The sequence below is a fragment of the Faecalibacterium longum genome, from assembly GCF_040094125.1.
Classification (GTDB): Bacteria; Bacillota; Clostridia; order Oscillospirales; family Ruminococcaceae; genus Faecalibacterium; species Faecalibacterium longum.
On the sequence record NZ_JBBNIH010000167.1, the window covers coordinates 16626 to 43283 of the forward strand.

At 61.8% G+C, this 26658-nt stretch carries 25 protein-coding genes; 20 read left to right on the plus strand and 5 right to left on the minus strand.

Features of this window, described 5'->3' with window-relative positions; translation table 11 throughout:
* The first annotated feature begins 56 nt into the window (after window positions 1–56).
* From malQ to AAAU26_RS12045, 3 genes are all read left to right on the plus strand, one after another.
* Entirely contained in the window at window positions 57–1634 is a 1578-nt protein-coding gene (malQ, locus tag AAAU26_RS12035; RefSeq protein ID WP_227618903.1) for a 4-alpha-glucanotransferase, read from the plus strand.
* A 195-nt stretch (window positions 1635–1829) separates the two neighbouring features.
* Entirely contained in the window at window positions 1830–2627 is a 798-nt protein-coding gene (locus AAAU26_RS12040) for a GGDEF domain-containing protein (protein ID WP_015564546.1), read from the plus strand.
* A 53-nt stretch (window positions 2628–2680) separates the two neighbouring features.
* The gene (locus AAAU26_RS12045) at window positions 2681–3121 is read left to right on the plus strand and encodes a hypothetical protein (protein ID WP_015564545.1); all 441 of its coding nucleotides are present in this window, start codon (window positions 2681–2683) and stop codon (window positions 3119–3121) included.
* A gap of 356 nt (window positions 3122–3477) precedes the next feature.
* Here AAAU26_RS12045 and AAAU26_RS12050 read toward each other — a convergent pair whose 3' ends face one another.
* Both AAAU26_RS12050 and ychF read right to left on the minus strand, forming a co-directional pair.
* The gene (locus AAAU26_RS12050) at window positions 3478–4161 is read right to left on the minus strand and encodes a 5'-methylthioadenosine/adenosylhomocysteine nucleosidase (RefSeq protein ID WP_207677280.1); all 684 of its coding nucleotides are present in this window, start codon (window positions 4159–4161) and stop codon (window positions 3478–3480) included.
* 9 nt (window positions 4162–4170) lie between these two features.
* Entirely contained in the window at window positions 4171–5304 is a 1134-nt protein-coding gene (gene ychF / locus AAAU26_RS12055; protein WP_015564543.1) for a redox-regulated ATPase YchF, read from the minus strand.
* 306 nt (window positions 5305–5610) lie between these two features.
* Between ychF and AAAU26_RS12060 the strand changes: the two genes are divergently transcribed.
* From AAAU26_RS12060 to AAAU26_RS12070, 3 genes are read left to right on the plus strand one after another with little or no spacing between them, the layout of a single operon-like run.
* Window positions 5611–5904: a hypothetical protein gene (locus AAAU26_RS12060; protein ID WP_227618904.1), complete on the plus strand. Its 294-nt coding sequence runs from the start codon at window positions 5611–5613 to the stop codon at window positions 5902–5904.
* Window positions 5904–6671 carry a hypothetical protein gene (locus AAAU26_RS12065; protein WP_227618905.1) on the plus strand — a complete coding sequence of 256 codons (768 nt, stop codon included), beginning with the start codon at window positions 5904–5906 and terminating at the stop codon, window positions 6669–6671. The genes AAAU26_RS12060 and AAAU26_RS12065 overlap by 1 nt, the downstream gene beginning before the upstream one ends.
* Before the next feature lie 59 nt (window positions 6672–6730).
* The gene (locus AAAU26_RS12070; RefSeq protein WP_227618906.1) at window positions 6731–8218 is read left to right on the plus strand and encodes a YveK family protein; all 1488 of its coding nucleotides are present in this window, start codon (window positions 6731–6733) and stop codon (window positions 8216–8218) included.
* Between the two features lie 57 nt (window positions 8219–8275).
* On the opposite strand, the gene AAAU26_RS12075 is transcribed toward AAAU26_RS12070, so the two are convergent.
* On the minus strand, window positions 8276–8908 hold the full coding sequence (locus AAAU26_RS12075; protein ID WP_227618907.1) for a helix-turn-helix transcriptional regulator: 633 nt from the start codon (window positions 8906–8908) through the stop codon (window positions 8276–8278).
* A gap of 291 nt (window positions 8909–9199) precedes the next feature.
* Here AAAU26_RS12075 and AAAU26_RS12080 point away from each other — a divergent pair, with 291 nt between their 5' ends.
* The 13 genes from AAAU26_RS12080 (at window position 9200) to AAAU26_RS12140 (ending at window position 23281) form a co-directional block, all read left to right on the plus strand.
* Entirely contained in the window at window positions 9200–9574 is a 375-nt protein-coding gene (locus tag AAAU26_RS12080) for a RidA family protein (protein WP_015564491.1), read from the plus strand.
* 37 nt (window positions 9575–9611) lie between these two features.
* Window positions 9612–10940 carry an L-cysteine desulfidase family protein gene (locus AAAU26_RS12085; protein ID WP_227618908.1) on the plus strand — a complete coding sequence of 443 codons (1329 nt, stop codon included), beginning with the start codon at window positions 9612–9614 and terminating at the stop codon, window positions 10938–10940.
* Between the two features lie 90 nt (window positions 10941–11030).
* Complete coding sequence (locus AAAU26_RS12090; RefSeq protein WP_227618909.1) at window positions 11031–12227, plus strand: dicarboxylate/amino acid:cation symporter; 1197 nt, start codon at window positions 11031–11033, stop codon at window positions 12225–12227.
* Between the two features lie 293 nt (window positions 12228–12520).
* Window positions 12521–13219, plus strand: coding sequence for a response regulator transcription factor (locus tag AAAU26_RS12095; protein WP_015564480.1), 699 nt, complete (start codon window positions 12521–12523; stop codon window positions 13217–13219).
* On the plus strand, window positions 13219–14736 hold the full coding sequence (locus AAAU26_RS12100) for a sensor histidine kinase (protein WP_149794014.1): 1518 nt from the start codon (window positions 13219–13221) through the stop codon (window positions 14734–14736). Before AAAU26_RS12095 ends, AAAU26_RS12100 begins: the two co-directional genes overlap by 1 nt.
* Window positions 14737–14979: 243 nt before the next feature.
* Window positions 14980–15630, plus strand: a complete 651-nt coding sequence (gene rpe, locus AAAU26_RS12105; RefSeq protein WP_149794013.1) for a ribulose-phosphate 3-epimerase — start codon at window positions 14980–14982, stop codon at window positions 15628–15630.
* 13 nt (window positions 15631–15643) lie between these two features.
* Window positions 15644–16681 (plus strand): RnfABCDGE type electron transport complex subunit D, encoded by a 1038-nt coding sequence (locus tag AAAU26_RS12110; protein WP_227618910.1) that lies wholly within the window; start codon window positions 15644–15646, stop codon window positions 16679–16681.
* The gene (locus tag AAAU26_RS12115; protein ID WP_158395408.1) at window positions 16678–17403 is read left to right on the plus strand and encodes an Rnf-Nqr domain containing protein; all 726 of its coding nucleotides are present in this window, start codon (window positions 16678–16680) and stop codon (window positions 17401–17403) included. The genes AAAU26_RS12110 and AAAU26_RS12115 overlap by 4 nt, the downstream gene beginning before the upstream one ends.
* Window positions 17396–18007, plus strand: a complete 612-nt coding sequence (locus AAAU26_RS12120; RefSeq protein WP_227618911.1) for an Rnf-Nqr domain containing protein — start codon at window positions 17396–17398, stop codon at window positions 18005–18007. Before AAAU26_RS12115 ends, AAAU26_RS12120 begins: the two co-directional genes overlap by 8 nt.
* A gap of 24 nt (window positions 18008–18031) precedes the next feature.
* Window positions 18032–19141, plus strand: a complete 1110-nt coding sequence (locus tag AAAU26_RS12125) for a putative glycoside hydrolase (RefSeq protein ID WP_227618912.1) — start codon at window positions 18032–18034, stop codon at window positions 19139–19141.
* 49 nt (window positions 19142–19190) lie between these two features.
* A complete protein-coding gene (locus AAAU26_RS12130) occupies window positions 19191–20483 on the plus strand; it encodes a DUF1015 domain-containing protein (protein WP_227618913.1) in 1293 nt (430 codons plus the stop codon).
* Window positions 20484–20495: 12 nt separating this feature from the next.
* Window positions 20496–22442 carry a DEAD/DEAH box helicase gene (locus AAAU26_RS12135; protein WP_227618914.1) on the plus strand — a complete coding sequence of 649 codons (1947 nt, stop codon included), beginning with the start codon at window positions 20496–20498 and terminating at the stop codon, window positions 22440–22442.
* On the plus strand, window positions 22442–23281 hold the full coding sequence (locus tag AAAU26_RS12140) for a putative RNA methyltransferase (protein WP_227618915.1): 840 nt from the start codon (window positions 22442–22444) through the stop codon (window positions 23279–23281). Before AAAU26_RS12135 ends, AAAU26_RS12140 begins: the two co-directional genes overlap by 1 nt.
* 73 nt (window positions 23282–23354) lie before the next feature.
* On the opposite strand, the gene AAAU26_RS12145 is transcribed toward AAAU26_RS12140, so the two are convergent.
* Window positions 23355–24029 (minus strand): ECF transporter S component, encoded by a 675-nt coding sequence (locus AAAU26_RS12145; RefSeq protein ID WP_227618916.1) that lies wholly within the window; start codon window positions 24027–24029, stop codon window positions 23355–23357.
* Window positions 24030–24193: 164 nt separating this feature from the next.
* Here AAAU26_RS12145 and pdxR point away from each other — a divergent pair, with 164 nt between their 5' ends.
* Window positions 24194–25627 (plus strand): MocR-like pyridoxine biosynthesis transcription factor PdxR, encoded by a 1434-nt coding sequence (gene pdxR / locus AAAU26_RS12150; RefSeq protein WP_217209782.1) that lies wholly within the window; start codon window positions 24194–24196, stop codon window positions 25625–25627.
* Here pdxR and AAAU26_RS12155 read toward each other — a convergent pair.
* The gene (locus AAAU26_RS12155; protein WP_227618917.1) at window positions 25534–26439 is read right to left on the minus strand and encodes a hypothetical protein; all 906 of its coding nucleotides are present in this window, start codon (window positions 26437–26439) and stop codon (window positions 25534–25536) included. The two genes, pdxR and AAAU26_RS12155, sit on opposite strands and share 94 nt — an antisense overlap.
* Between the last annotated feature and the right edge of the window lie 219 nt (window positions 26440–26658).

Here is a 26658-nt window from a genome sequence, read left to right on the forward strand (position 1 = left end):
TTATGATAGGAAACAGCATAAACCCAAACGGAATATAAAGCGAGGAAGGTATCATCATGCGTGAAAGTGGAATCCTGATGCCGGTGTCCAGCCTGCCCGGCCCCTATGGTATTGGCTGCTTTGGCGCCGAAGCGCTCAAGTTCGTGGATTTTCTGGCCGCTGCTGGCCAGCACATCTGGCAGCTGCTGCCCCTCAGCCCCACCGGCTACGGCGACAGCCCCTACCAGAGCTGTTCTGCCTTTGCGGGCAACCCCTACTTCATCGACCTCGACGCTCTCAAGGCCGACGGCCTGCTGACCGCCGCCCAGCTCAAGGCGGAAAAGTGGGGGGATGACCCGCTTTCGGTGGACTACGGCACTCTCTACACCAGCCGCTATAAGGTGCTGCGCACCGCCTACGCCGCATGGCGCGAGAAGTACGCCGGTCTCCACGGCTGCGCCCACTACTACCCCGACGACTACTACGCTTTCGCCCTTGCCAACGACAGCTGGCTGAATGATTACGCCCTCTACATGGCCCTCAAGACCGCCAACGGCATGAAGAGCTGGATTGAGTGGCCCCGGGAGTACCGCCTGCGGGACGCCGCCGCGCTGGCAAAGTTCGCAGCAGAGCAGGAAGAGGAGATCGGCTTCTGGAAGTTCCTGCAGTACGAGTTTGCCACCCAGTGGAAAAAGGTCAAGGACTACGCCAACGCCAAGGGCGTGAAAATTCTGGGCGACATCCCTATCTACGTCTCTGCCGACTCGGTGGATGCATGGGTGGGCGGCGAGCTCTTCGAGCTGGACGCGCAGGGAGGCTTTGCCCGCGTGGCCGGCTGTCCGCCGGATTACTTCTCCGCAGACGGCCAGCTCTGGGGCAACCCACTGTATAACTGGCCGTATCATAAACAGACGGGATACGTCTGGTGGATCCGGCGTGTCCGCCACGCCCTCGGCATCTACGACCTGCTTCGCATCGACCACTTCCGCGGCTTCGACACCTACTGGGCCATCCCGGCGGGCAGCCCTACCGCTTGCACCGGCAAGTGGGAGATCGGCCCCCGGATGGACTTGTTCCACGCACTGGAAGCTGCCCTCGGTAAGCTGCCCATCATCGCGGAAGATCTGGGCGAGCTGTTCCCCAGCGTCCGCGAGCTGCTGGCCGACAGCACCTTCCCGGGCATGAAAGTTTTGCAGTTCGCTTTCGGCGGCGGCGACAACGAGTATCTGCCCCACAACTACGTCAAGAACAGCGTGGTCTACCCGGGTACCCACGACAACACCACCCTCACCGACTGGTGGGAGAACGCCGCCACCGGGAAGGAAAAGGCCAACGCCGCCGCTTATCTCCACCTGACTCCCTGCAAGCCCACCGCGAAGGAAGTGGCCGCCGTCAAGCCGGACGCCGCCCGCATCGCGCTGCTGCGTGCGGCCCTCGGCTCTGTGGCTGACCGGGCCATCATCCCTATGCCCGACTGGCTGGGTCTGGGCGCAGAGGCCCACCTGAACACCCCCGGCAAGCTGGGCGGCAACTGGACCTGGCGTGCCGCGGAGGGCTTCGACGCAGAGCCGCTGGCCAGCCGTATCCAGGCTGAGTGCGAGGTCTACTGCCGCGCCAAGGAGCCGGTCGAAAAAGAGGCAAAAACCTCAATTTGACGGGAATGTAAAAAATCTTTTTGAAAATTGTGCGTTTTGCTGGTAAGCGCCCCGCCATCGTGGTATAATCGCATGAGACGCAGTCAGATATAAGACTTATTTTCACAGCGATACACTGGCCATGAAAACAGGCTCGGCTGTGAAAAGGCAGAGCACCGGGAAGGAAGACCCGGTGTATAAAATGGGGAAAAACGCATGAAAAATGAATGGACTGAGCAGGACTTGCGGCAATTCGTCGAAAGTTCGCGGCCTGTGTTTCAGGATGTGAGCCTGACGCAGGTGGACGAGGACGCCGACCGCTGCTGGCAGGACGACGGCCTGATGGTGGACTACGAGCTGCGCGGCGGTCAGGTGGACTGTGTGCTGCGCCGCTGTGTCGTGGCAGACGGCAAGGTGTGGCAGCTGCAGATGACGGCCCCTCTGGCTGGCAATGATCTGCCCGAAGACCGGATGACCCCGCGGGAGCGGGAGATGTGCCGCGACGACATGAACCACGACTTTGTGACGGGGGTGTTCAACCGCCGCTACTACGAGACGGAATTCTGCACGAAACTCGATGAGTGGACCGACTGCCACCGCTGCGCTGCGCTGGCGCTGGTGTCCATCGACGGCGCAGAGAAGCTTTCCGCGCGGGAGAGCGACGCCGTCATGGGCCAGCTGGTCTGCTTTGTGGCAAACCAGTGGAAAAAGCACTTTGACCAGCCTGCTGAGCGGGTGGTCTGCCGCCTGAGCGATACCCTGTTCGCCATCGGCTGCGCCGACCGCACCCGCCGTGAGCTGGAAGAGGAGCTGAAAGCCATCTACGCCGAGATGCCCAAGGAGTGTGTGGCCTCGGTGGGCCTGATGCGCCGGGTGCCGTTCACCCAGTCCATCGGCGTGGCTGGCACCCGCGAGGTGCGCTGTAAGAACTGGGATGCCCTCTATGACCTGTGCGAGAAGCGGCTGGCCGCTGCACAGACCGCAGGCGGAGACCGCATCTACGACGGCGAATAATGCATAAGAGTCCCCCTTTTGAGAGAAACTACCCTCAAAAGGGGGATTTTTGTATGGAAAACCAGAAAAACGACAATCTCAATATGCTGGAAGCCATCGTGCAGAACACCGAGATGGGGAAGAATACCCTCGACCAGCTCGTGCCGATGGCGGAGGATGAGCAGTTCAAGGCGGAGCTTCTGCGCCAGCGCAATATCTACCGCCAGCTCAATCAGGAGGCCCACGCCGCCATCGACGCCTGCGGCGGCTCGGCCCAGGGCCAGAGCGCTATGGCGAAGCTCAACACCAAGGTGAGCATCGGCATGAAGACCATCACCGACAAATCCACCCGCAACCTCGCCGAGATGCTCACCCAGGGCAGCGGCATGGGCGTGGTGGACTGCATCAAATCCCAGAAGGACTACCCGGACGCCGCGCCGGGGTCGAAGAGGCTGATGCAGAAGCTGCAGGATTTTGAGGAGGATAACAGGCTGAAGCTGGAGCAGTACCTGTAACGGAGCTAAGTTCTCTTTTGCGCGCCAAAAGAGAACCAGAAAAGCGCCGCTTTTCCGAGGCGCGGGCACGGGAAAGGGGCTGCTCGCCCCTTTCAGACCCCGAAGGGGAAGTCGAAACGGAAAAAAGCTAGCCGCTTCGCTAAGACGGGTTGCGGCTCCCAGCGTCTGCTTCGCTGCCGCTCGCATCCTGCTGGCCGCTGTCCCAACAGCTCCTCCCTGTTTCCGCCACTGGCGGCGGTCGTCGCTGTTGCGCTTTTTTCTCGCTTCTCCGATTTGCTGCTTCGCAGCAGATTTTTTAGATGCTGCAATAGAAAAAGCTCCTGCCCGGATGAGGCAGGAGCTTTTCGCAGCTAAAATTAGAGAGATTCGACCATCGCGGCGACGATCTTGGTCGCGGTGGCGACGTACTCGGTGATGCTGAACTTTTTGACCACCAGCACCTCATGGCCGTCCTCGTCGGCGTTATCGCTCATGGCGCGGAGGATGACGCAAGGCACATCGTTCTTGGCGGCGATCTGACTCACGGCCGCGCCCTCCATCTCCACGCAGTCGGGGGCGCATTTGGCCTCGATGGCGGCTTTGGTGGCGCTGTCGCCCACGAACATATCGCCGGTGGCGATCTTGCCTGCCAGAGCCTTGACGCCTGCGTCGGCGCAGGCTTTCTCGGCGGCGGCGATAAGGGCCGGGTCGCCGGTGTACTCCTTCAGGAAAGGCGGATTCTGGCAGATCATATCCAGCTGAGCGTCGTGGTAAAGCACTGTCTTGCCGATGACTACGTCGCCAATGCCGATCTTGCTTGTCATGTTGCCTGCGATGCCGGAGAAGATGATCTTCTCAGCACCGAACTTGGTGATGAGCACCTGGGTGGTGGCAGCGGCGTTGGCCTTGCCCATGCCTGCACAGCAGACGACCACCTGCTTGCCGGCCAGTGTGCCTTTGTGATATTCCACGCCGCCGTAGGGCTCGACCGTGACATTTTCCAGCCTGGCGCAGAGCTGGTCCACTTCGTCGGGCATTGCGCCCATGATACCTAAAATCATAAACTCTCCTTACACATTGAACAGGAACTCGATGACATCGCCGTCCTTCACGACATATTCCTTGCCCTCGGTGCGCTGCAGGCCCTTGGCCTTGACGGCAGCGTAATCGAAATCGTGGGCCTCGAGGTCGCTGTAGGCGATGACGCTGGCGCGGATGAAGCCGCGCTCAAAGTCGCTGTGGATCTTGCCGGCAGCCTGCGGAGCCTTGGTACCCTTGCGGATGGTCCAGGCGCGGCACTCCTTCTTGCCGTCGGTCAGGAAGGAGATGAGGCCCAGCAGGTCGTAGCTGGCGGTGATGAGGTTGTCGAGGCCGCTTGCTTCGATCCCCATCTCGGCGAGGAAGGCTTTCTTTTCCTCGGGGCTGTAGTCGGCGATGTCCTCCTCGGTCTTGGCGCAGATAGGGATGTAGCGTGCGCCCTCTTCCTTGGCGCGTGCAGCCACCAGCGGGACGTACTTGTTGTTCTCGATGCCCTCCATCAGGTCGTCCTCGCCCACATTGCAAGCGTAGAGGACGGGCTTTGCACTCAGCAGGCCCATCTCGTGGAGCACGGTCTGCTGCTCGGCGTCGTTCTCGTCGAAGTCGAAGCTGCGGGCGGGCTTGCCGGATTCCAGATGGGCGGCCAGCTGCTGCAGCCATGCGGCCTCGGCGGCAGCACCCTTGTTGTTGCCGCTCTTTGCGGCCTTGGCCATGCGGCCTGCGCGGTTCTGGACGACTTCGAGGTCGGAAAGGATGAGCTCGTAGTCGATGGCGTCGATGTCGGCGATGGGGTCCACGGCCTCGGCCTTGGTCACGTCCTCCACGACATGGATGATGTTGTCGTCGTCGAAGCAGCGCACGACATGGACGATGGCATCGCACTCGCGGATGTGGCCGAGGAACTTGTTGCCGAGGCCGGCACCCTGGCTTGCGCCCTTGACGAGGCCGGCGATGTCCACGAACTCCACGATAGCGGGGGTCTTCTTGTTGGTCTGCCAGATCTCAGCCAGCTTATCCAGCCGCTTGTCCGGCACGGCCACGATGCCGCTGTTGGGCTCGATGGTGCAGAAGGGGTAGTTTGCAGCCTCCGCGTTCTTGGTGGAGGTGATGGCGTTGAACAGAGTGGACTTGCCGACGTTGGGCAGGCCGACGATACCGAGTTTCATTTCAGATTTCTCCTTTTATAGTCATGGATGACAGAGCATTTTACAGAATGACTCCGGGTCATTTTTACATACACATCTATTTTATCATGCCTGCGGCGGCTCTTCAAGACCTTTCCGGAAGCAGAAGAAGGGGCAGATGGGCGATATGTGATTGATTTTTCACTTTCGAATCGGTTGAAAGCGCCTGCAAACTATGATATAATGCATGGAAGAGCGTGCTTTGAAGGGGAAAGTCTGCCCTTTTGCGCTCGGGAAGCATTGGGATCGTGTAAAATAGAGGGACTAGACCCGAGAAAGGAAAACAAAATGAATTATCCTGTCGAATATACTGTGATTGCGGAAAATGAAAAAATCTATATTGAGGGCGGTGCCGATTATTGGGGGCTGTTCAACTACCTCATCGGTGACTATCTGCGGGACGCAGTCCTGAGTGATACTCGCTCGGCTGTCTGGAGCAGCGCCAAGAAGGGTTCTACTGAGCCGCTGCAGAACTGGTTCAAGAACTTCAAGAGCATGGGGATCATGGGTATGATCGGCTACATCTATGGTATCTACCACCTGGGCGAGAAGATCGACACTTACCTGAGCAAGAAGAACTAATGGCCGCGGAAAAGAGAAAGGTCAAAAAGTGGGGCTGGAAGACTTTGCTGGCACTGCTTGGCCTGGCAGCGGCTGGTGCATTCGGCTTTTTCAGCATCTTCAATACGGTAAGAGTGACAGCGGCTGAACCCGCCCTCTCGGAGAACGAAGCGAATGAAGCGGCATCTGTCACCATCACAGATGCGGAACTGGAACAGCTGCTCAGCGGCGAGCTCACGCTGGACAGCCTGACCCGGACCGGTACGGATGAAGCGCCTGCAGCCTCCGAGGCGCAGGGGACCGCCGCCGGTGAGCAGCCGGCCAGAACGGAGTCTGAGGCGGCAGCGTCCAGCGAGCCGGAAGACTCTGCATCCGGCACGGAGCAGAGCGCAGCCTCGTCGTCCGAGGCTCCGGCGGAAAAAAAGCAGCAGGAGGCAGCCTGTGAGGCCGAAGTCAAGGCTCTCATCCAGCAGACCTACGCGCTGAAAGCCATTGCAGAAAAGGGACTCAATTCCAGCATCTCTGCGGCAAAGGCTGAGTACAAGACGCTGCCCGCAGAGCAGCAGACCAAAACCAAAAAGATCATGATCTGCCTGTCCAAGACAGGTGAGCTCACCTCGCTGCAGTCGTATTGCGACAAGGAGATGGGCCGCATTGTGAGCCAGCTGCGCACGGTCCTGAAAGAAAATGGACAGAGCACAGAACTGGCCGATCAGGTCATGAGCACCTACAAAGCCGAAAAGAGCCAGCGCTATGCAGAGCTGAAAAACAAGCTGTATAACGGCTGACTGTTCTGAAAGAGCAAGGAAGGCTGAAAAGCAGAAGCACAGGAGAGGAATCACAAAGTATGGACAATTACAAGGCAGAAAATCAGGAGCAGGAGATCGATCTGGTCTCGCTGTTCTTTGCGGTCGCCCATAGGTACAAGCAGATGGCCGCCGCAGCGGTGATCTGCGCCGTGCTGTTCGGCGGCTTCAGCGTGGTGAAGGGAATGCTGAACCAGCGCGCCATCGATGAGGCCATCGCCAACGGCGAGGAAGTCCCCCGCACCAGCGCAGAGCAGCAGTACGAAGAGGACATGGTCGAGTACCGTGAGGCCCAGACGAAGCACGACACGGATGTCACCAGCTATAAGCAGCAGTTGAACCAGAACGAGGCGGATCAGGTGCGCGCCCAGTTCGACATCGACAATGCACAGGAGTATATCGACAAGTCGGTGCGCCAGAAGCTCGACCCGTACAATGTCTATACCTCGGAGACCCGCTTCTATATCACCACCGATTATAAGATCATGCCTGGTATGGACTACCAGAACCCGGACTACACCAGCGCCGTCCTCAGTGCTTACAACAGCCTGCTGACCAGCCATGAGTCCATCATCACCATTGCGGACCAGTTCAGCATGGAAGAACGCTATATGCGTGAACTTATCAGTGTTTCTGTGGACAACGATACCCGTCTGCTGACCATCACGACTTATGGTGAAGATGCTGATGAGGCGGGCCGCATCATGGATTTGATGCTCAAGCGGATGGAGGCAGTCCGCGAAAACATCGAGACGACCGTGGGCGGCCATAATACCAAGCAGGTCTCCCGCAGTGACAGCACCACTGTGCTGACCTGGCTGCGCGACAGCCAGCAGGATACCCGTGATAACATGATCAGCCTGCAGAACAATCTGACAGACCTGCAGAACAATCATGAGCTGCTGGAAAAGAGCATCGAGACTGCAGATCAGGACCTCGCCGCACAGGAAAAGCCCGAGGAGCCCAAGCAGAGCAGCGGTGCCAAGAAGTTCGTTCTTACCGGCTTCCTGCTGGGCATCGTGGCTGTGACAGGCGTGGCAGTCGTCCGCTTCCTGATGGAGGACAAGGTCTGTGTCAGCGAGGACCTCCAGAGCAGCTGCGGCGTGGGCGTGCTGGGTACGCTGGCCAACGCAGCGTCCAAGTCCGCCAAGGGCATGGATGCCTCTCTCAACAAGATGGAGAAGCGGCCGGACGGCAGTGCCGATGCTGAGATGACCCGCCTCATCGCGGCGACCATCCGCAACCGTGTGCCGGAGGCTGAGAACATCCTGCTGACCGGCGACATTGCCGGGGATCAGCTGACTGCTCTGGGCGAGGCTCTGAAGGCTTCCGGCGAGCTGGACGGCAAGAATATCCTTGTTTCCGGCAGTATCCTGCAGTCTTCGGCAACGGTCTCTGAGGCTGCCAAAGTGGATGTCGTTGTCCTTGCAGCAGACTGCGCTGTTTCTACTCACGCTTCGCTCCGCGCACAGAAGGCAAAGCTCGAGAGCTTCGGCAAGAAGGTCCTCGGCTGCGTTCTGTACGCATAATTACCAGTATATCAAAACGAGGGATGGCTTCAGAGCCATCCCTCGTTTTTGTATGTATCAGTCTTTCAGCTTGCTCAGATAGCGGTAGATGGTCGCTTCCGAGGAGCCCAGCTGTGCCGCCACCTCGCTGACCGCGCCTTTCATGTAGAAGATGCCCGCCTGCTGCAGGTCTTCCACGATGCGGATCTTTTCGTCCATCGTCAGCCGGTCGGGCGGCAGAGCGCTGCCGGTCACGTCAGTGATGGCGGCCTGCACTGCGTCGGGCAGGCTGCTGACGAAGTTTTCCACCCCAACGCTGGGGCCGGGCTCCTGATGGGCCCCGCAGAGGGCCAGAAGCTCCTGCGCCATCCGGCTGTACTTGGCGGCGTCAAAGTTGATGCAGAGCATCCCGATAAGCTCGCTGCCGTCCTTGATGAACATGGTGGAGGAGCGCAGCCGCCCCTTGGCCTGCGACGCGCCCTGATAGCCTGCCACATAGGGCTGATTTTCGTAGACTTTGCCGTGGATGAACCGCAGGGCCATATTGGACAGCGGTGCGCCCTCGGTGCGGCCGCTGATGTTGTTGTTCACGATGGCTGCGATGGTGCCTTCCTCGCTGGTCAGGTCGTGCAGCACCACTTCATAGTCCGGCCCCAGCGCCTCGCCCAGAAACGAAACGAGTGTCCGATAGGGTTCCAGCCGTGCATCCATGTATGTCACCACTTTCCACGTTGTTTCATGAGGGAAATGATGAGAATTTATTCTCATCCTGCTGCCTATATCATATCACGTTCGCGTGTTATTGACAATGAGAAATGGAAAACTCAATGCATTTTCGTGAAAGTGCTTCAAAATATCCGCGGGATTTGTCACAAGTGATAATAATTTCTCATCGAGAGAGAAAATTGTTGACTTTTGACGCCCGCCGCGTTAGGATAGGGTCAGGACAAAGGGCATCAAGGCAAGCGATGCCCCTGCAATTCGGAAAAAGGAGAGAGAATTATGAAACAGGCACTCGCCACTGCACAGGCACCCGCCGCCATCGGGCCGTATTCGCAGGGCATCGCAGCAGGCCAGACGGTCTACGTCTCCGGCCAGCTCCCCATCGACCCCGCCACCGGGGCCATCCCCGAGGGCATCGCGGCCCAGACCGCACAGTCCCTCAAGAACATCCAGGCCATCCTTGCCGAGCAGGGTATGACCCTGGCCGATGTGGTCAAGACCACGGTCTTTCTGGCCGACATGAACGACTTTGCTGAGATGAACAAAGTCTACGGCGAATACTTCGCCCAGCCCTTCCCCGCGCGGAGCGCCGTGCAGGTGGCGAAACTGCCGAAAGGCGCACCGCTGGAGATCGAATGCATCGCCGTGAAGTAACAGAGCATCCTATAAGAGAAAGAGACGGTGCAACACTATGGAACAGAACATGTTCATTCGCATCCTGAACAGTGAGATGGAGCTGGCTACCGGCTGCACCGAGCCGGGCGCTGTGGCGCTGACTGCCGCCGAGGCGGGTCAGGCCCTGCGGAAGGCCGGTGTGGATAAGGCCGAAGAGATCACGGTCAACGCCAGCATCAACATCATCAAGAACGCCATGTCGGCGGGCATCCCCGGCACCGATTACGAGGGCATGGACTATGCCGCCGCCATCGGTGCGCTGGGCGGCGACCCGGTCTATCTGCTGGAAGTCATGAACCACGTCCCCCGCGAGACGGTGGAATCTGCCGCCGCGCTGGTCAAAGCCGGCAAGGTCAGGGTGAATGTGGCGCAGGTGCCGCAGAAGCTTTACATCGAGGTCATTGCCAAGGGCGGCGGCCATACGGGCCGTGCCATCGTCCGCGACCTGCACACCAACGTCGTGCTGGTGGAGCAGGACGGGGTGGCCACCCTCGACAAGCGGGACACGGACACCGCCGCCGCAGGCGACAGCGATGTGGTCTCCCCGGAGCAGATCGCGTCCTTCCTGACCGTCCGCTCCATCTGGGACTACTGCACCAAAGAGCTCGACCCGATGAACGACCCCATCGACATCATCCGCAGTGCCGTGAAGGTAAACTCCGTCATCAGCGATGAGGGCCTCTCGAAGGAATACGGCCTCGCCATCGGCCGCAACCTCGACCTCAACTGCCGCAAGGGCCTCATGACCCGCGATTTGACCACCAACTCCATGATAGCCGCCGCTGCGGGCGCAGACGCCCGTATGGCAGGTGCTCCAGTGTCGGTGGTGGCAAACTCCGGCAGCGGCAATCAGGGCATCACTGCGACGATGCCCGTCGTGGCTGCTGCCCACTGGCTGGACATCGACGAGCCCACCATGCTGCGTGCCGTCACCCTGTCGAACCTCATCGCCATCCGTATCAAGTCGAAGTTTGGCCGTCTGAGCAACCTGTGCGGCGCCACCGTCGCCGGCACCGGCGCGGCCTGCGGCATTACATACCTGCTGGGCGGCGGCTACCATGAGATATGCTGCGCTATCCAGAACATGGTGGGCAATGTCACCGGCATGGTGTGCGACGGCGCAAAGGCCGACTGCGCCCTGAAAATTTCCACCTGCGTCAATGCCGCCTGTCAGGCAGCGGCCATGGGTACCCGCGGCGTCCGCGTCCAGAGCACCGACGGCATCGTGGAAGAGAACGTGGAGCGCACGCTGGACAACTTCGCCATCCTCAGCACCCACGGCACCAGCGACAGCGTTATCCTCGATCTGATGCTCAACAAAGAACATGCTCCGGACGCCGAATAAGCGTCCTCGCAACACCCTGGCAAGCCTGCATCCGCATCCTGCAAAAAACACCCTGCGCCCGAAGCGCAGGAGAATTAGGGGTAAATTATTATGAAAAAGCTATTCAATAACCTGCCGTTCCGGCTGCTTCTCGGTATCATCATCGGCGTCATCCTGGGCCAGGTTTTCCCGGAGAGCGTCATGAAGGTGGTCGTCACCTTACAGTATATCATGGGCCAGCTCATCACCTTCTGCGTGCCGCTCATCATCATCGGCTTCATTGCCCCGTCCATCACCAAGCTGGGCAAGAACGCTTCCCGCCTGCTGGGCGTGGCGATCGTGATCGCTTACGTTTCCTCTGTCTGCGCAGCCCTCATGAGCACCGGCGCAGGCTACGCCCTCATCCCGCACCTGTCCATCGACACTGAGGTGGCCGGTCTGCGGACCCTGCCCGACGTCGTGTTCGAGCTGAACATCCCCCAGATCATGAGCGTCATGAGCGCCCTCGTGCTCAGCGTTCTGGTGGGTCTGGCCGCTACCTGGACCAACAGCAAGCTCACCTGCGACTTCCTCGGCGAGTTCCAGAACATCGTGCTGGACATCGTCGGCAAGATCATCATCCCCATGCTGCCCTTCTATATCGCCGCTACCTTCTGCAACCTGAGCTATGAGGGCATGATCACCCACCAGCTGCCTGCCTTCATCCAGATCATCCTCATCGTCATGGCAGGCCACTATATCTGGCTGGCTGTCCTGTACCTGCTGGCCGGTGCATACTCCGGCAAGAACCCCTGGGAAGTCCTCCGCCACTACGGCCCCGCTTACCTGACCGCTGTCGGCACCATGTCCAGCGCCGCCACCCTGGCAGTCGCTCTGGACTGCGCCCGCAAGAGCAAGGTCCTGCGCAAGGATATGGTCAGCTTCGGCATCCCCCTGTTCGCCAACATCCACCTCTGCGGCTCTGTCCTGACTGAGGTCTTCTTCTGCATGACCATCTCCAAGATCCTCTACGGCCACCTGCCCAGCATCGGCACCATGCTCCTCTTCTGCGCCCTGCTCGGCATCTTCGCCATCGGCGCTCCCGGCGTCCCCGGCGGCACCGTCATGGCTTCTCTGGGCCTCATCACCGGCGTTCTGATGTTCGATGACGCCGGCACCGCTCTGATGCTCGCCATCTTCGCCCTGCAGGACAGCTTCGGCACTGCCTGCAACGTCACCGGCGACGGCGCTCTGACCCTGATGCTGACCGGCTACGCCGAGAAGCACGGCATCAAGAACAACGACAACATCCAGACCCCCGTCCTGTAAAGACCGCTTCAAAGGATCTGAGCGCATTTCCCTGAAAATACCAGAAACCGGGCTGCGTCCCCCATTCTGACCAGCCCGTGATATGCAAAAGGGGCCTCCTGTAAAGGAGGCCCCTTTTGGTGTATTTATATTGCTTCTCCCGCCCTCTTTGTCTGCCAAAGATTCAAAAATCATACAAAACCTTCTTTATTTTGTCATAACTGTCCCGTATAATAAAATATAGGTCAACATCAAAATTGCGGCCAGCGCCCGGCGGGGGCTGGCTTTGGACTGGATAGAGGAGGAACACTCACATGGCAAACGAAAAGATACTCGTTGTGGACGACGATACCAACATCTGCGAGCTGCTGCGGCTCTACCTGACCAAGGAGGGCTATCAGGTCACGACGGCCAACGACGGCGAAGAGGGCCTTGAAAAGTTCAACCAGCTCAAGCCCGACATGGTGCTGCTGGACGTCATGATGCCCAGGATGGACGGCCTTGAGGTCTGCCGCCGCATCCGCAAGCTGGGCAACACCCCGGTCATGATGCTGACGGCCAAGGGCGAGACCTTTGACAAGGTGCTGGGCCTCGAGCTGGGCGCAGACGACTACATGGTCAAGCCCTTCGACACCAAAGAGGTCGTGGCCCGCATCAAGGCGGTGCTGCGCCGCTGTACCGTCACCACGTCCCAGACCGAGAGCTCCGAGGGCGTCATCGAGTTCGACAACCTCCGCCTCGACATGAACAGCTACGAGCTGCGGGTCAAGGGCAAGGTGGTGGAAGCTCCCCCGAAGGAGCTGGAACTGCTGAACTGCCTCGCCTCTCACCCCAACCGGGTCTACACCCGCGACCAGCTGCTGGACGAGGTGTGGGGCTTCGAATACTACGGCGACAGCCGCACCATCGACGTCCATGTCAAGCGCCTGCGCGAGAAGCTGGCCGGTGCTTCCGATAAATGGGAGCTGAAGACCGTCTGGGGCGTGGGCTATAAATTCGAGGTGCGTCAGTAATGCGCAAAAGTGTTTCCGTTGCGTTCTTCTCGCTCATGAGCACCCTGCTCATCTTCGGCACGGTGATCATGGGCGGCTCGGAGCTGGTGCTGTTCAGCAACTACTTCGCACAGGAGCGGTACGACGTGCTGGACGAAGTGGTCAATGTGGCCCAGCGCACGGCGTCCCATCTGGTGCAGGAAGCCGCTCTGCCGGAAGGCGAAGAACTGGAAGCCCTGAACACCAAGCTCGAGCTCATCGGCGAGAGCGCGGAAGTGTACCTGTTCTTCACCGACTGCGACGGCAACGTGGTGCTGGCCTCAGACCCGGACGATCTGGCCGGGGATGTGGTAGAGGCGTCCGTGCTGGAAAAGTCGGCCAAGGCCAAGGAGAATTATCACATCTTCGGTACGCTGGACGGTGTACTGACCGAGAAGAGCTACATCTCGGTGCATGAGATGCGCAGCGAGAGCGGCGAGTGTACCGGCTACCTTTTCCTCTGCTCGTCGGGCGACCGGCTGGTGGAGTTCCGCAAGGAGTTCTTCTCGAACTTCTTCCTCTCGGCCTGTCTGATGCTGCTGGTGGCCAGCGTCCTCACCAAGGTGATGATGCATAAGCTCACCGACCCCATCCAGAAGGTGACGGATGCGGCCCAGCGCTTCGGCGGCGGCGACCTGTCCGTCCGGGTCGAGGGCGTGGACGGCGAAGGCGAAGTGGCCGACCTGGCCCGCACCTTCAACAAGATGGCGGACAATATCCAGTCCAACGACAACTCCCGGGGCCAGTTCATGGGCAATATTGCCCACGAGCTGCGCACCCCCATGACCACCATCAAGGGCTTCATCGACGGCATTCTGGACGGCACCATCCCGCCCGATATGCAGAACCACTACTTACAGCTGGTCAGTGAGGAGACGGGCCGTCTGGCGCGCCTCATCCAGAATATGCTGGACCTCTCGAAGCTGGAGAGCGGCGAATATCAGGTGAACGCCCGGATGTTCAACATCTGGGAGACGCTGACCGGCGTGGCCCTCTCGGCGGAGCAGCGCATCAACGACGGCATGATAGACATTGACGGCCTGACCATGGATGAGAAGGTGCTGGTCTATGCCGACCCCGACCTCATCCATCAGGTGGCCTACAATCTGCTGGACAACGCCATCAAGTTCACCCCGGCAGGCGGCACCATCCGCTTCGGGGTGGAGAGGCTGGGCCCGGAGGTGGAAGTCTCCATCTGGAACTCCGGCCAGGGCATCAGCCCCGAGGCGCTGCCCTACGTCTTCCAGCGCTTCTACAAAGAAGACCAGTCCCGGGGTCTCCACGCCCGGGGCGCAGGTCTCGGCCTGAACATCTGCAAGGTGCTGGTCAACCTCTCCGGCGGCCAGATACGGGTGGAGAGCAAGCAGGGCGAGTGGTGCAGGTTCGTCTTCACCCTGCCCGTCCAGCCTCCCAACCCCGGCGGCATGAAGCGTCTGCCCGACGAGAGCGGCCGCCCCGGTGCGGTGGAAGACCCGGCCAGCATGAAGCCGGTAGACTAACTTCACAGCGGTCAGACTGCCCTTCAAAGGAGCGGTCTGGCTGCTTTTTGCATTGTGGAAGAGGGAAGATACGCAGAACTTTACGTCTTTTCCGTGAAAAACACGGCGGCGGGTTTGATTTTTTCGCTGTTTTCATGTAAACTATAATCGACTATGCCGACTGCTCCTGTGGGAGATGCCGCAGGGACGGCGGCAGAGCAAAATTACAAAAATTCTCTAAAAAATAACGGGGAGTAAAATAAAATGACAACGATCAGTCCTTCTATCCTTTCGGCTGACTTTAGCCATCTCGGCGCAGACTGCCGTATGGTGCTGGATGCCGGTGCGCAGATGCTGCATTATGACGTGATGGACGGCCACTTCGTGCCGAACATCAGCTTTGGCGTCCCGGTGCTCAAGAGCCTGCACAAGGCCCTGCCGGATGCTTTCTATGACGTCCACCTGATGATCACCCACCCCCAGCAGTACGCCGAGGCTTTTGCCAAGGCCGGTGCCAGCCTGCTCAACTTCCACCTCGAGTGCGACGACGACATCCAGGAGACCATCGACGCCATCAAGGCCCAGGGCTGCAAGGTGGGCATGACCATCAAGCCCGGCACCCCGGTGGAAGAGCTGGGCTACTACCTCGACCAGCTGGACCTCGTGCTGGTCATGAGCGTGGAGCCTGGCTTCGGCGGCCAGAAGTTCATGCCCTCGGCCCTCGACAAGCTCCGCTGGCTCAAGGCGGAAAAAGACCGCCGTGGCCTGAAATTCCTGCTGGAAGTGGACGGCGGCGTGGATGCCGCCACCGCTCCGCAGTGCGTCGCCGCCGGTGCGGACGTGCTGGTGGCGGGCAGCGCCATCTTTGGCGCCGCCGACCCCGCCGCGGCCGTCCGTGCGATGGCAGCTCTCTGAGAGGGGACTGCCCATGGATGAAGCATTGATCCGGCTGCAGGAGGAAGAACTCCAGCGCACCGGCAGATACTATAAGCACATCTGCTTTCTCTGTGTGCCGCTGCTCTGCGTCTCCTGCTACCTCTACGGCCTGCGCCCGCTGCTGCTCTGCGGCTTTGCGGTGCTGATGGGCAACCTGTGCGACCGGCTCATCTCTCTGCTGCGCCGCCGCGTCTATCAGGCCGGGGATTATTCCAACGAGAGCTTTGCCCTCGTCATCACCCTGCTGATGCCTGCGACGGTGGACTGGTATGTCCTCGCCGCCGCCATTCTGGCCGGTGCTCTCATCGGCAAAGAGGTCTTCGGCGGCTATGGCAGCTACCCCTTCCACCCCGCCGCCGTGGGCTACGCGGTGGCGGCAGTGTCCTGGCCGGAGCAGGTCTTCCGCTATCCGGCCCCATACGCCAATATCCCGCTCTGGGACGCCTCCGGCGTGGCAACATCCAGCACCATCTCGGACACCCTGCGCAGCGGCGGCCTCATCAACATCAGCGCCCTGTCGCTGGTGCTGGGCGAGTATGCCGCCCCGATGGGGACCGGTGCAGCCATCGTGCTGGTGGCCTGCGGCCTCTTCCTCTGGATGCAGAAGGATGTGCGGCTGAGCGCCTCTCTGAGCTTCCTCATCACGGCGGGCCTCATCGTCTTCTTCTTCCCGCGCCAGCTGGGTCTGACGGAGGGGACCGCCTTTACGGCGGGCCTTGTGTTCCGCCTGCGCTGTGTGCGCGACGAGATGCTGACGGGCGCGATGCTCTTCAGCGCCGTCTTCCTGCTCAATGAGCCCTACACCTGCGCCCACCACCGGCGGGGCCGCATCCTCTACGGCGCCATGGTGGGAGCCTTTACGATGGGCTTCCGCTACTTCGGCGTCTACGAGACGGGCGTCTGCTTCGCCATTCTGGCGGTCAACAGCATCTCCGGCTGGCTCGACCGCACCGAAGTCCGCCTCCATGAGCTGATAAAGAGCGGCAGATACTTCAAAGAGAAGAAGACCGGAAAGGGGGATGCGGAATGAAACGTCATGCTGCAGAACTCATCACCCGGGACCCGGAAAGATTCTTCCACCATGACCGCGTCTTTCTGAATAACCCGGTGGTCATGCAGGGCATGGGCCTTGCGCCGCTGGTCGTCCTTGCGACGAGCGGCCAGAACGCCCTGATGCTGGCCGTGGCCGTGGCGCTGCTGCTGACGCCCTCCCGGATGCTGGCCTGCCTGCTGAGCCGCCTGTTCCCCCTGCGGGAGGAGCATCCGGCCAACGCAGAGCTGGAAAAGAAGCTGCTGCCCCGCAGCATCCTCTATTCGGGCAGCGCGGCGGTGGTCTATCTGGCGGCATACCCCATCCTGAACCAGCTGTTCGGCGTGAGCCTGCTGGTGCTGGGCATCTATCTGCCCATGCTGGTGGTGGAGCCGCTGCTGACCTATCGCTTCGGCCGCGTGCAGGAGACGATGAAAAAGGCCGTCTCCAAGGGCATCCGCATCACCATCGGCTACGGCCTGCTGCTGCTTTTGCTGGGCTGTGTGCGCGAGTGGCTGAGCGCCGGTACGGTGTTCGGCCATGTGCTGAGCCGTCCCGTCCTGCCCATGGCCAGTATGCCGGCAGGCGGCTTCATCGTGCTGGGCGTGCTGTGTGCCGTCTGGCGCACGCTGGCCAGGAAGTACAAAAACTATCTGACATCGGAGGCCCGCGGCCTCATGGCGGTCTACCGCCAGAAAGAAGGGGAGCCTGAGGATGAATGATGTGATGCAGGCCGTCGGCGTATTTTTCAGCTACGCTGTGCTGGCCGTCTTTGCACAGAACGCGGTGTTCACCCGGGGCCTCGGCGTGTCCCGCCTCGTCCAGCTGGTGGGCGACGAGCGCACCAGCAGCGGGTGGTTCGCCCTGCTGCTCTGTGTCACGCAGGTGCTGGTGGCTTCGCTGGCGTTCTATGCGGGCGGCTTCATCGCCGCCCAGTCCAACCCCGCCCAGCTCCGTCCGCTGGTCTATCTGGCCTGCGTGGCGGTGGTGAGCCTGTTTGAATTTATCGTGCTCTGGGCCGCACGGGGCAAGCGCCACGGCGGCCAGCTGCTCCGCATCCTGCCGCTGGCGGCGGTCAACAGCGGCGTGCTGGGTACGGTGCTGGTGGAGCGCACCCAGAGCTTTACGCTGGAGCAGAGCATGGGCTTCGGCCTCGGCAGCGGCCTGGGCTATCTGCTGGCCGTCATGCTGGTGACGGAGGCTGACCGCCGTCTGCGCAGCGAGGCCATCCCGGAGGCGTTCCGGGGCCTGCCCATCACGCTCATCTACATCGGCGTGCTGGCGCTGGCTATCTATGGTTTTACGGGCCACTCGGTGATCCTGTGAGGAGTGCAGGAGAAAGGGACGATCATGGCAAAGTATAAAAAGGTCAAGCGGTATCACCGCAGTTTTTACAGCCCCGGCATGTGGGTGAAGAAGGCCGTCGGCATCATCGTGCTGGTGGCCGTGGTGCTGGTCGTGGGCTGGCTGGCCGCGCCCCATGTGCTGGACTGGGCCACCCACACCTGGTACACCGTGGTGCGCAACCGTGACCTCTCGGCTTCGTCTGAGACGACAGCGTCCAGTGCGGCCGCTTCGTCGGAAGTGACGGCAGAGCCTGCCGCTTCCTCGGAGGTGCGGGTGGACTCGGAGCCGGGATCGGGACCGGCTGCACCCGCAGGCGTCATCATCGAGGGCAGCTGGGGCGTTCTGGACACGGCTGCGGCAAAGGATGAAGCTTCCCTGCGTGCCGCCGCCCAGCAGCTGGCCCAGCAGGGCGCGGTCTACGCCGTCGTCACCCTGAAGGACAGTGCCGGAAATATCCTGTATCCCTCTCAGGTGGCTGCTGCGGCAGGCAGCATCGAGGGGGCGTCCCTTGACCCGGCCCTCATCGCCTCGGTGCTCAAGGAGAACAGCCTTGTGCCGGTGGCAAAGCTGGCGGCCTTCCGCGACCCCATCGCGGCCCGCACCGACCGCAATATGGCCATCGGCTACACCGGGCAGGCTTACCTCTGGCTGGATAATAAGGCGTCCGCCGGCGGCAACCCCTGGCTCAACCCCTATTCCGACGAGGCCGTCCAGTTCATCGGCGACCTCATCGGCGAGGTGCAGAGCATGGGCTTTGACCATGTGCTGCTGGAGAACGTCCAGTTCCCCTCTGCCCAGAACGGCAAGCAGGACTTCGGCTCCACCGGCGGGCGCGACCGCAGCGCCCAGCTGGCTGCGGACATCGCCGCATGGGATGCCCGCTTTGAGGGCAGCGTGACCCTGTGGTACGGTTACTCGCTGGGTCAGGTGACGGACGGAGCTTCCACCGTGGGCGGCTCCGCGACGGCGCTGGGCGTCAGGAACCTCGTGGTCGAAGTCCCCGCAAAGCAGACCATGGACGACACCGCCCGCAACGAGCTGCGGGACACCCTGTCGGCTTCCGGCGTGGAGCATGCCGTGTTCTGGGACGATGCAGCGGGCATTTTCCAGTGAGAGCGCTCCATTTGCTGTTGGTGATTTATGTGAGAGTGAGGAATGTGTTATGAAAACTGCATCCTGCTTTGGTCCGGCCCACATCCTGCTGCCCGGGGAGAACATCCCTCTGGAAAAGTGGGGCTGCGTGGCCTGTGACCAGTTTACCAGCGACCGCGCCTACTGGGAGCAGGCAGACGCCGCTGTGGGCGGCTGCCCCAGCACCCTGCGGCTCATCCTGCCGGAAGTCTACCTCGAGGATGAAGACGCGGCCCAGCGGGTGGAGAACATCCATGCCGCGATGGACGAGTACAGCCGCGACGTGCTGACCCGCGCCGTGGACGGCTTTGTCTACGTCGAGCGCACCGAGCAGAGCGGCCGGGTGCGTCAGGGCCTCGTGGGCAAGATAGACCTCGAGGCTTACAGCTACGAGAAGGGCGCCCGCCCGGCCATCCGGCCCAGCGAGCGCACCGTCACTGAGCGCATCCCGCCCCGCATGGCCGTGCGCCGGGGTGCGGCGCTGGAAACGCCCCATGTTATGATGCTGGCCGACGACCCCGGCTGCACCCTCGTCGAGCCCATCGGCGCGCACAAGAGCGAGCTGAAAAAGCTGTACGAGGGCGAGCTGATGCAGGGCGGCGGCCACATTGCAGGCTGGGCCGTGGAAGATCCTGCGATGCTGGCGCAGATCGATGCTGCACTGGCCGCACTGGGCAGTCAGAAGGCTTTCGACGCCAAGTATCCCCAGGCCAGGGGCGCAAAGCCCCTGACGCTGGCTGTGGGCGACGGCAACCATTCGCTGGCCGCAGCCAAAGCCTGCTGGGAGGAGCTGAAAGCCACCCTGACCCCTGAGGAGCGGGAAAGCCATCCCGCCCGCTGGTGCCTGGCTGAGGTGTGCAACGTCCATTCGCCTGCGATCGAGATCGAGCCCATCCACCGCGTCCTCTTCAATGTGGACTGCGGCGCGGTGCTGCTGGCCCTCATCGCGTGGAGCGACTCCAACATGGCCGGCATCTGCTTCGGCGACTCGAAGCAGCAGGCCTTCACGCTGGCCGGCCCCCATGTGTCCAACGTCCTCAGCTTCGAGGACCCCGTCGCCCCGCTGACCGTCGGCACGGTGGACGAATTTATCGAATACTTTATGGCCCGCCACAGCGAGGCCCGGGTGGATTACGTCCACGACGAGCCCGCCGTCCGCGCCCTGACCAGACAGGGCGGCGTGGCCTTCCTGCTGCCGCCCTTCGAGAAGAGCGATCTATTCAAAGGCATCGTGATGGGCGGCGTGCTGCCCCGCAAGACCTTCAGCATGGGCCATGCGGAGGAAAAGCGGTATTACATCGAGTGCCGCAGAATCAAAGAATGACCAAGGAGAACCATGACTTTTAACGATTTGAAACTGTCCGCCCCCCTGCTCAAGGCTGTAAGCGAGGCAGGCTATGAGACCCCCTCGCCCATTCAGGCTTCGGCCATCCCGCCGGTGCTGGAAGGGCGCGATCTGATGGGCTGCGCCCAGACCGGCACCGGCAAGACTGCTGCCTTTGCGCTGCCCATGCTCGACCGGCTGAGCGTCGCCGCCCCCCGCAAGAAGGGCGCTGTCCGCGCCCTCATCCTCACCCCCACCCGTGAGCTGGCCCTCCAGATCGGCGAGAGCTTCGACGCCTACGGCAAGTACCTCAAACTGCGCAGCACCGTCATCTTCGGCGGCGTGGGCCAGGCCCCGCAGGTGGAGGCCATCCGAAAGGGCGTGGACATCCTCATCGCCTGCCCGGGCCGTCTGAACGACCTCATCGGACAGGGCCATATCGACCTGTCGAACCTCGAGGTCTTCGTGCTGGATGAGGCCGACCGGATGCTGGACATGGGCTTTGTGCATGACGTGAAGAAGGTCATCGCAAAGCTGCCCGCAAAGCGCCAGAACCTGATGTTCAGCGCCACCATGCCCAAAGAGATCGAGCAGCTGGCCGCAGGCATCCTGCACGACCCCGCCTTCGTGAAGGTGGACCCCGTGTCTAGCACGGTGGAGCGCATCGACCAGAGCCTGTATTTCGTCGAGAAGGGCAACAAGAAGTTCCTGCTGCCCTGGCTCATCAAGAACCTGACCCCGCCGGTGCAGAATGCGCTGGTGTTCAGCCGCACCAAGCACGGCGCGGATAAGATCGCCCGCGATCTGACCAAGCAGGGCATCACCGCCGCTGCGATCCACGGCAACAAGAGCCAGACCGCCCGTGTGGCGGCGCTGGAAGGCTTCAAGGAGGGCAAGACCAGGGTGCTGGTGGCCACAGACATCGCCGCCCGCGGCATCGACATCAGCGAGCTCTCCCATGTGTTCAACTACGACCTGCCCGAGGTGCCGGAGACTTACGTCCACCGCATCGGCCGCACCGCCCGCGCGGGCGCAGATGGCACGGCAGTGAGCTTCTGCGCACCCGAGGAGATGGAATATCTGGCCGGCATCGAAAAGCTCAACCGCCGGAAGATACCGGTGGTGTCCGGCCACCCGTGGGACGGCGTACCCGCCCCCGTAAAAGCAGCCCCGCCGGTGCGGGGCCGCAAGCCCAAGGCCGAACAGCCTGCCCCCGAAAAGGCTGAAACTCCCAAGGCGGAAAAAGCCGCCAAACCCGCTGCGCCCGAAAAAAAGAGTGCGGCCAAGCCCTCTGCGGCAAAAAAGCAGAAGGCTCCCAAAATCGAAGCAAAAGAGGAACAACTCATGGATGATAACAAGCGCACCCCCGGCGGACGCGACAACAGCCGCCGTAACAATAACAACCGACCCCGCCGCGAGGGCAATGCCCCTGCACAGGGCGCAGGCCGCGGCAGCAACGCCCAGCCGAAGTTCGACCCCCACTTTGTGAGCGCCCCGGAGGCCACCCCGCTCCGTTCTGCCAAGAAAAACGCTGCCATCCCCGCCGTTCCGGCCCAGACCATTCCTACCGCGATGCAGAACCGCCAGCCCGCCCAGCGAAGCGAGAACAATGGCCGCAATGGTGCAGGCCGCAGCCCCCGCAATGAGCGGAACGACCGCAGCGCCCGCCCGGCTCAGCCTGCACAGCAGAACAGCCAGCGCAATGAGAACCGCAGTGGCCGCAGCAACAACCGCAATGAGCAGAGCGGCGCAGGCCGTGCGCCCCGCGCCCCCAAGGCAGAGCAGTCCGGCCGCAATAACCGCAGCCGCAGCAATAATGTTCCGACGAAGGACGAAGACCCGGGCCTCGTGCTCATCAGCCGCCGCCCGCCGCAGCAGAAGTTCACCAGCTTTGAGGAGTATATGAACGCCCACGGCGGCGCGACGGCTCCCATCGAGGACCACAGCGAGGAAGTGTGATGGCAGAGGGATTCGCCCCGTGGTGCTGCCCGCTGTGCGGCGCACCGCTTGCCGGGGATAACGCACTGAAATGTCCCTCTGGCCACAGCTTCGACCGGGCCAAAGAGGGCTACTGGCATCTGCTGCCGGTGCAGAACACCCGTACCAAGGCCCCCGGCGACAGCAGGGAAATGGTCGCTGCCCGCCGCGCGTTCCTGAGCGCGGGCTACTACGGCATCTTCGGGCAGGCGCTGGGAGAACTCTGCCTCGAGTACGGTCAGCCAAAAGCCGGAAAGCCGCTCCGCCTGTTGGACGCAGGCTGCGGCGAGGGCTGGTATGACCGGTGCATCGCAAAGCAGTTCGAAGAGGCGGGCCTCCCGCTGGAACTGGCAGGTTTCGACATCGCAAAGCCAGCCGTGCGTCTGGCTGCGAAGGCTCTGCCCCCGGCTCGGTACGCCGTGGCGTCCAGTTTCCATCAGCCGGTGCGCACAGGCTGGGCGGATGTGCTGCTCAACTGCTTCTCGCCCTTCGCGCAGGAGGAGTTTCTCCGCGTCCTGCGCCCCGGCGGACGGCTTATCTACGCCGTGCCGGGTGCAGAGCATCTCTTCCAGATGAAGGCCGTCCTCTACGAAAAGCCTTACAAGAACCCGGTGCAGGAAGTGGCGTATCCGGGCTTTGAAGCCATCGGAGAGCGGGAAGTCTCTGGCAGCATCACGGTGCCTGCCGGGCAGCTGGAAGCTCTCTTCGCCATGACGCCCTACTATTGGAAAACGCCCCGGGACGGCGCAGCCCGTCTCGCGGCACTGCCGGAATTGACAACGGACATCTCGTTCCGGTTCCTCGTATTTGAAAAGAAATAAAGCAAAAAGAGCGTGTGCTGCGGGCACACGCTCTTTTTGCTTTATGAGTACATCAGACAGGAATGGAAGTTGGTTACTTGTCGGCCTTCGGTTCAGATGCTTTTTGGGCCTTGGGCAGCAGGTTTGCACGCTCGAGGGCCGGGCGCAGAGCCAGATAGAGGATGACGACGCAGACGGTGGAGGCCACGCTGTTCACGAAGGTGACGCCGCCGGTGATCTTGGTCAGAGCCTTGGCGATGGTGTACTCCTGGCCGAAGATGTAGACATTGCGGAAGTAGCCGAGGAACGGGTCGGTGAAGACATTCAGCAGCAGGCCGGAAGCGGCAGCGACGATCACCTTGGCCAGATAGCCGGGGGTGTGCTTGTCCAGCTCACGGAGCTTGAACACCTTGTGAGCGACCGCACCGCAGGTGATGCCGATGATGAACTTCAGGACGAAGGTGGTGACGGCATAGCCCGGGTCACCGGCCAGGATGTCGGCCAGAGCCAGACCGATGGCACCGGCCAGACCGCCGGATACGCCGTCCAGCAGCAGGGCGGTCAGGGCGGTGAAGGTGTTGCCCAGATGGAACGAAGAGCCGCCGTAGAACGGCACACGGAAGAACAGGTAGGCCACGAGGCTTAGCGCGGCCATGACGCCGGTGAGTGCCAGCTCGTGGACGGTGAAGGTGCGCTTATACAGCACACTTGCAAAGACGATAACGATGACGACGACTGCCAGCAGCAGCCACATTGCAGTTGTTGACATGATTTTCCCTCCCAGTTTTACGAAATACCCACAAAACCGATTGACTTTTTTGGCTCTTGCGGGTATGCTCCTATTATACGCAAAACTGGCACTGTGCAAATACCCAGAATAAAGATTTTTTATGGGTCCAGTTTGGCGCACTGCCCGAAAAGGAGGGGCTTTTTATGGTCCATTTGACGACAGCACTGGACGCGGCGTCCGGTGTGCCGCTCTACGAACAGCTCTACCGCAGCCTCGCCGCCGAGATGCGGACGGGGGCGATTTCTGCGGGGACCCGGATGCCCGGCAAGCGGCGGCTGGCGGCAGAGCTTTCCGTCTCGGTGAACACGGTGGACGCGGCCTACCAGATGCTGGCGGCGGAGGGCTATCTGGAGGCGCGGGAGCGCAGCGGCTTTTATGTACAGGAATATCTGGCCCTGCCCGAGCGGACAGAGTCCGCCGCGCCGCCCCAGCCCGAGGCAGCGCCAGCGCCGGAGCAGCCCGTCCGCTACGACCTCTCCACCCGGGGCGTAGACCCGGAGCTGTTTCCCTTCCGCACATGGGCGCGGCTGCAAAAAGAGCTGCTGTACTCTTCGCCGGAGCTGCTGACCCACGGTGACGCGCAGGGCGACCTCTCGCTGCGGCAGGCACTGGCCGAGTACCTTGAGGAGTACCGCGGTGTGCGGTGCGGCCCGCACCAGCTCGTCGTTGGCGCGGGCCTCGAATATCTGCTGGGCCTGCTGGCACCACTCCTGCCCGGGCCGGCGGCAGTGGAAAATCCCGGCTATCCCCGCGCCCGGCAGGTGCTGGAAAACAACGGAATCTCTTGCTGTTGTCTGCCGGTGGACGAGGACGGGCTTTCCATCCGGGCGCTGTCGGAGTCGGGGGCGGCGGTGTGCTACGTCACCCCCAGCCACCAGTTCCCCACGGGCGTCACCATGCCCGCCGGACGCCGGGCAGAACTGCTCCACTGGGCGGCACGGCGTCCCGGGCAGCGGTACATCATCGAGGACGACTACGATTCCGAGTTCCGTTTCGACACCCGGCCCCTGCCCAGCCTGCAGGGGATGGCGGGGGCCGACGGGCCGGTGGTCTACCTCTCCACCTGCTCCCGCAGCCTCGCACCCAGCATCCGCATCGCCTACATGGTGCTGCCGGAGCAGCTTCTGCCCGCATGGCACGCGAAATACGCCCTCTACTCCGGCACGGTGAGCCGTTTTGAGCAGCAGACACTGGCGCGGTTCATCACCGGCGGTTACTTCACCCGCCATCTGGCCCGGGAGCGGGTGGCCTATAAGGCCCGGCGGGACGCCCTGACAAAAGCCCTGCGGGAAGCCTTTGCACCGGAAGAACTGCACCTCACTGGCCTGCACACCGGCCTGCACTTGCTGGCCGAACTGCGCGACCCGCCGCCGGACGATGCTCTCCGGGCCGCTGCTGAGGCCGAAGGCGTCCGGCTCAGCCTCCTGAGTGACTATGACCTCACCGGCGGTGGGGCCGCTCTGGGCGGGACGCTGGTGCTGGGTTACGGCTCGCTGGCCGACGAGAGCTGTGCCTCGGTGGGTGAGACGTTGAAGAGGGCCTGCACGGCGGCGTGGGAGTCGTCGGTGAGGGTGTAGCATTCGCCGTCCCACTCGCCGGGCAGGGCCTCGGTGTGGATGGCGGCAGAGCGGTCGGCGAGAAATTCCAGCGTATCTTCTAAAATGAGCAGGTCCTGCGCCGTCAAATCGGTGAGCAGGCTCGAGCTGTGGGCGCGCAGGGCGTCCGGCAGGGTAGCGGGCAGAAGTTCCAGCTCCTGCCGGAAAAAGGCGTCCCATACCGCCGCCCGGGCGGCGGCTTTGTGGGCGGGCGGGACAGTGTCCTCCATCCCGTTGAGCAGTTCTTCTGCCTCCCGGGCCGAGATGGCCTGCACATTGGAACTGCACCCGGTGAGGGCCAGCTCCTCGGCGGTCAGCGCTCCCGAAAAACCCACCCGAAGCATCCCGTACCGGTCGGCGATGGCTTGCAGAACGGACGGCGCAAGGGCGAGATAGTGGGTGTCCTCGGGCAGGGAGAGAGCTGAGAGAAGTGCTTCCCGGCAGCGGGCCGGGCCGGCGGCGCGGTAGCAGTCGGAGAGGGCGGTTTCGTCCGCTCCGAAGGGTACGGTCAGCTCTCCGGGCAGAGCCAGCGCATGGATGCAGTTCTGACTGGCATTCAGGTAGAGCAGCAGAAAGCCGGGTGCTGTCGTCTCGGTGGGAGCGATGCAGACCAGCAGACTCAGGCGGTTCTCTTCCTTCGGCTGACGGATGGCGACGCCGCTCTGAGGCCGGGAGGCCAGTCTTGTCCGCAGAGAGCGGCGGGTGAGCAGCACGGTGCCGCCCACTAGCGGCAGCAGCACCAGCAGCGCCGCCAGCAGTGCGGCCCAGAAGGGTCTCCAGCCTTTTTCTTTCATCTCGTTCCTCCCTGAGAAGCCGTTTTCGTAAGCATTGCACACCGCCTGAGCGGTCTTTTTATCCGTATACTGCGTTGCTTCCCCTTGCAATCCACCAAGGATCGCTGCGGGAAATCGCCTTGTCTGCGGGTAAAAATCCTCGCCATTCGGCGAACCCCGCTCACGAAAACAGCTTCTAAAAAACTGCATAAAGCATGGCCTGATGGGGGAACCTTTATG

Excerpts from the sequence above, each read along its gene's own strand:
- malQ (WP_227618903.1), top strand. The coding sequence starts at position 57 with ATGCGTGAAAGTGGAATCCTGATGCCGGTGTCCAGCCTGCCCGGCCCC.
- AAAU26_RS12040 (WP_015564546.1), top strand. The coding sequence starts at position 1,830 with ATGAAAAATGAATGGACTGAGCAGGACTTGCGGCAATTCGTCGAAAGT.
- AAAU26_RS12045 (WP_015564545.1), top strand. The coding sequence starts at position 2,681 with ATGGAAAACCAGAAAAACGACAATCTCAATATGCTGGAAGCCATCGTG.
- AAAU26_RS12050 (WP_207677280.1), bottom strand. The coding sequence starts at position 4,161 with ATGATTTTAGGTATCATGGGCGCAATGCCCGACGAAGTGGACCAGCTC.
- ychF (WP_015564543.1), bottom strand. The coding sequence starts at position 5,304 with ATGAAACTCGGTATCGTCGGCCTGCCCAACGTCGGCAAGTCCACTCTG.
- AAAU26_RS12060 (WP_227618904.1), top strand. The coding sequence starts at position 5,611 with ATGAATTATCCTGTCGAATATACTGTGATTGCGGAAAATGAAAAAATC.
- AAAU26_RS12065 (WP_227618905.1), top strand. The coding sequence starts at position 5,904 with ATGGCCGCGGAAAAGAGAAAGGTCAAAAAGTGGGGCTGGAAGACTTTG.
- AAAU26_RS12070 (WP_227618906.1), top strand. The coding sequence starts at position 6,731 with ATGGACAATTACAAGGCAGAAAATCAGGAGCAGGAGATCGATCTGGTC.
- AAAU26_RS12075 (WP_227618907.1), bottom strand. The coding sequence starts at position 8,908 with ATGGATGCACGGCTGGAACCCTATCGGACACTCGTTTCGTTTCTGGGC.
- AAAU26_RS12080 (WP_015564491.1), top strand. The coding sequence starts at position 9,200 with ATGAAACAGGCACTCGCCACTGCACAGGCACCCGCCGCCATCGGGCCG.
- AAAU26_RS12085 (WP_227618908.1), top strand. The coding sequence starts at position 9,612 with ATGGAACAGAACATGTTCATTCGCATCCTGAACAGTGAGATGGAGCTG.
- AAAU26_RS12090 (WP_227618909.1), top strand. The coding sequence starts at position 11,031 with ATGAAAAAGCTATTCAATAACCTGCCGTTCCGGCTGCTTCTCGGTATC.
- AAAU26_RS12095 (WP_015564480.1), top strand. The coding sequence starts at position 12,521 with ATGGCAAACGAAAAGATACTCGTTGTGGACGACGATACCAACATCTGC.
- AAAU26_RS12100 (WP_149794014.1), top strand. The coding sequence starts at position 13,219 with ATGCGCAAAAGTGTTTCCGTTGCGTTCTTCTCGCTCATGAGCACCCTG.
- rpe (WP_149794013.1), top strand. The coding sequence starts at position 14,980 with ATGACAACGATCAGTCCTTCTATCCTTTCGGCTGACTTTAGCCATCTC.
- AAAU26_RS12110 (WP_227618910.1), top strand. The coding sequence starts at position 15,644 with ATGGATGAAGCATTGATCCGGCTGCAGGAGGAAGAACTCCAGCGCACC.
- AAAU26_RS12115 (WP_158395408.1), top strand. The coding sequence starts at position 16,678 with ATGAAACGTCATGCTGCAGAACTCATCACCCGGGACCCGGAAAGATTC.
- AAAU26_RS12120 (WP_227618911.1), top strand. The coding sequence starts at position 17,396 with ATGAATGATGTGATGCAGGCCGTCGGCGTATTTTTCAGCTACGCTGTG.
- AAAU26_RS12125 (WP_227618912.1), top strand. The coding sequence starts at position 18,032 with ATGGCAAAGTATAAAAAGGTCAAGCGGTATCACCGCAGTTTTTACAGC.
- AAAU26_RS12130 (WP_227618913.1), top strand. The coding sequence starts at position 19,191 with ATGAAAACTGCATCCTGCTTTGGTCCGGCCCACATCCTGCTGCCCGGG.
- AAAU26_RS12135 (WP_227618914.1), top strand. The coding sequence starts at position 20,496 with ATGACTTTTAACGATTTGAAACTGTCCGCCCCCCTGCTCAAGGCTGTA.
- AAAU26_RS12140 (WP_227618915.1), top strand. The coding sequence starts at position 22,442 with ATGGCAGAGGGATTCGCCCCGTGGTGCTGCCCGCTGTGCGGCGCACCG.
- AAAU26_RS12145 (WP_227618916.1), bottom strand. The coding sequence starts at position 24,029 with ATGTCAACAACTGCAATGTGGCTGCTGCTGGCAGTCGTCGTCATCGTT.
- pdxR (WP_217209782.1), top strand. The coding sequence starts at position 24,194 with ATGGTCCATTTGACGACAGCACTGGACGCGGCGTCCGGTGTGCCGCTC.
- AAAU26_RS12155 (WP_227618917.1), bottom strand. The coding sequence starts at position 26,439 with ATGAAAGAAAAAGGCTGGAGACCCTTCTGGGCCGCACTGCTGGCGGCG.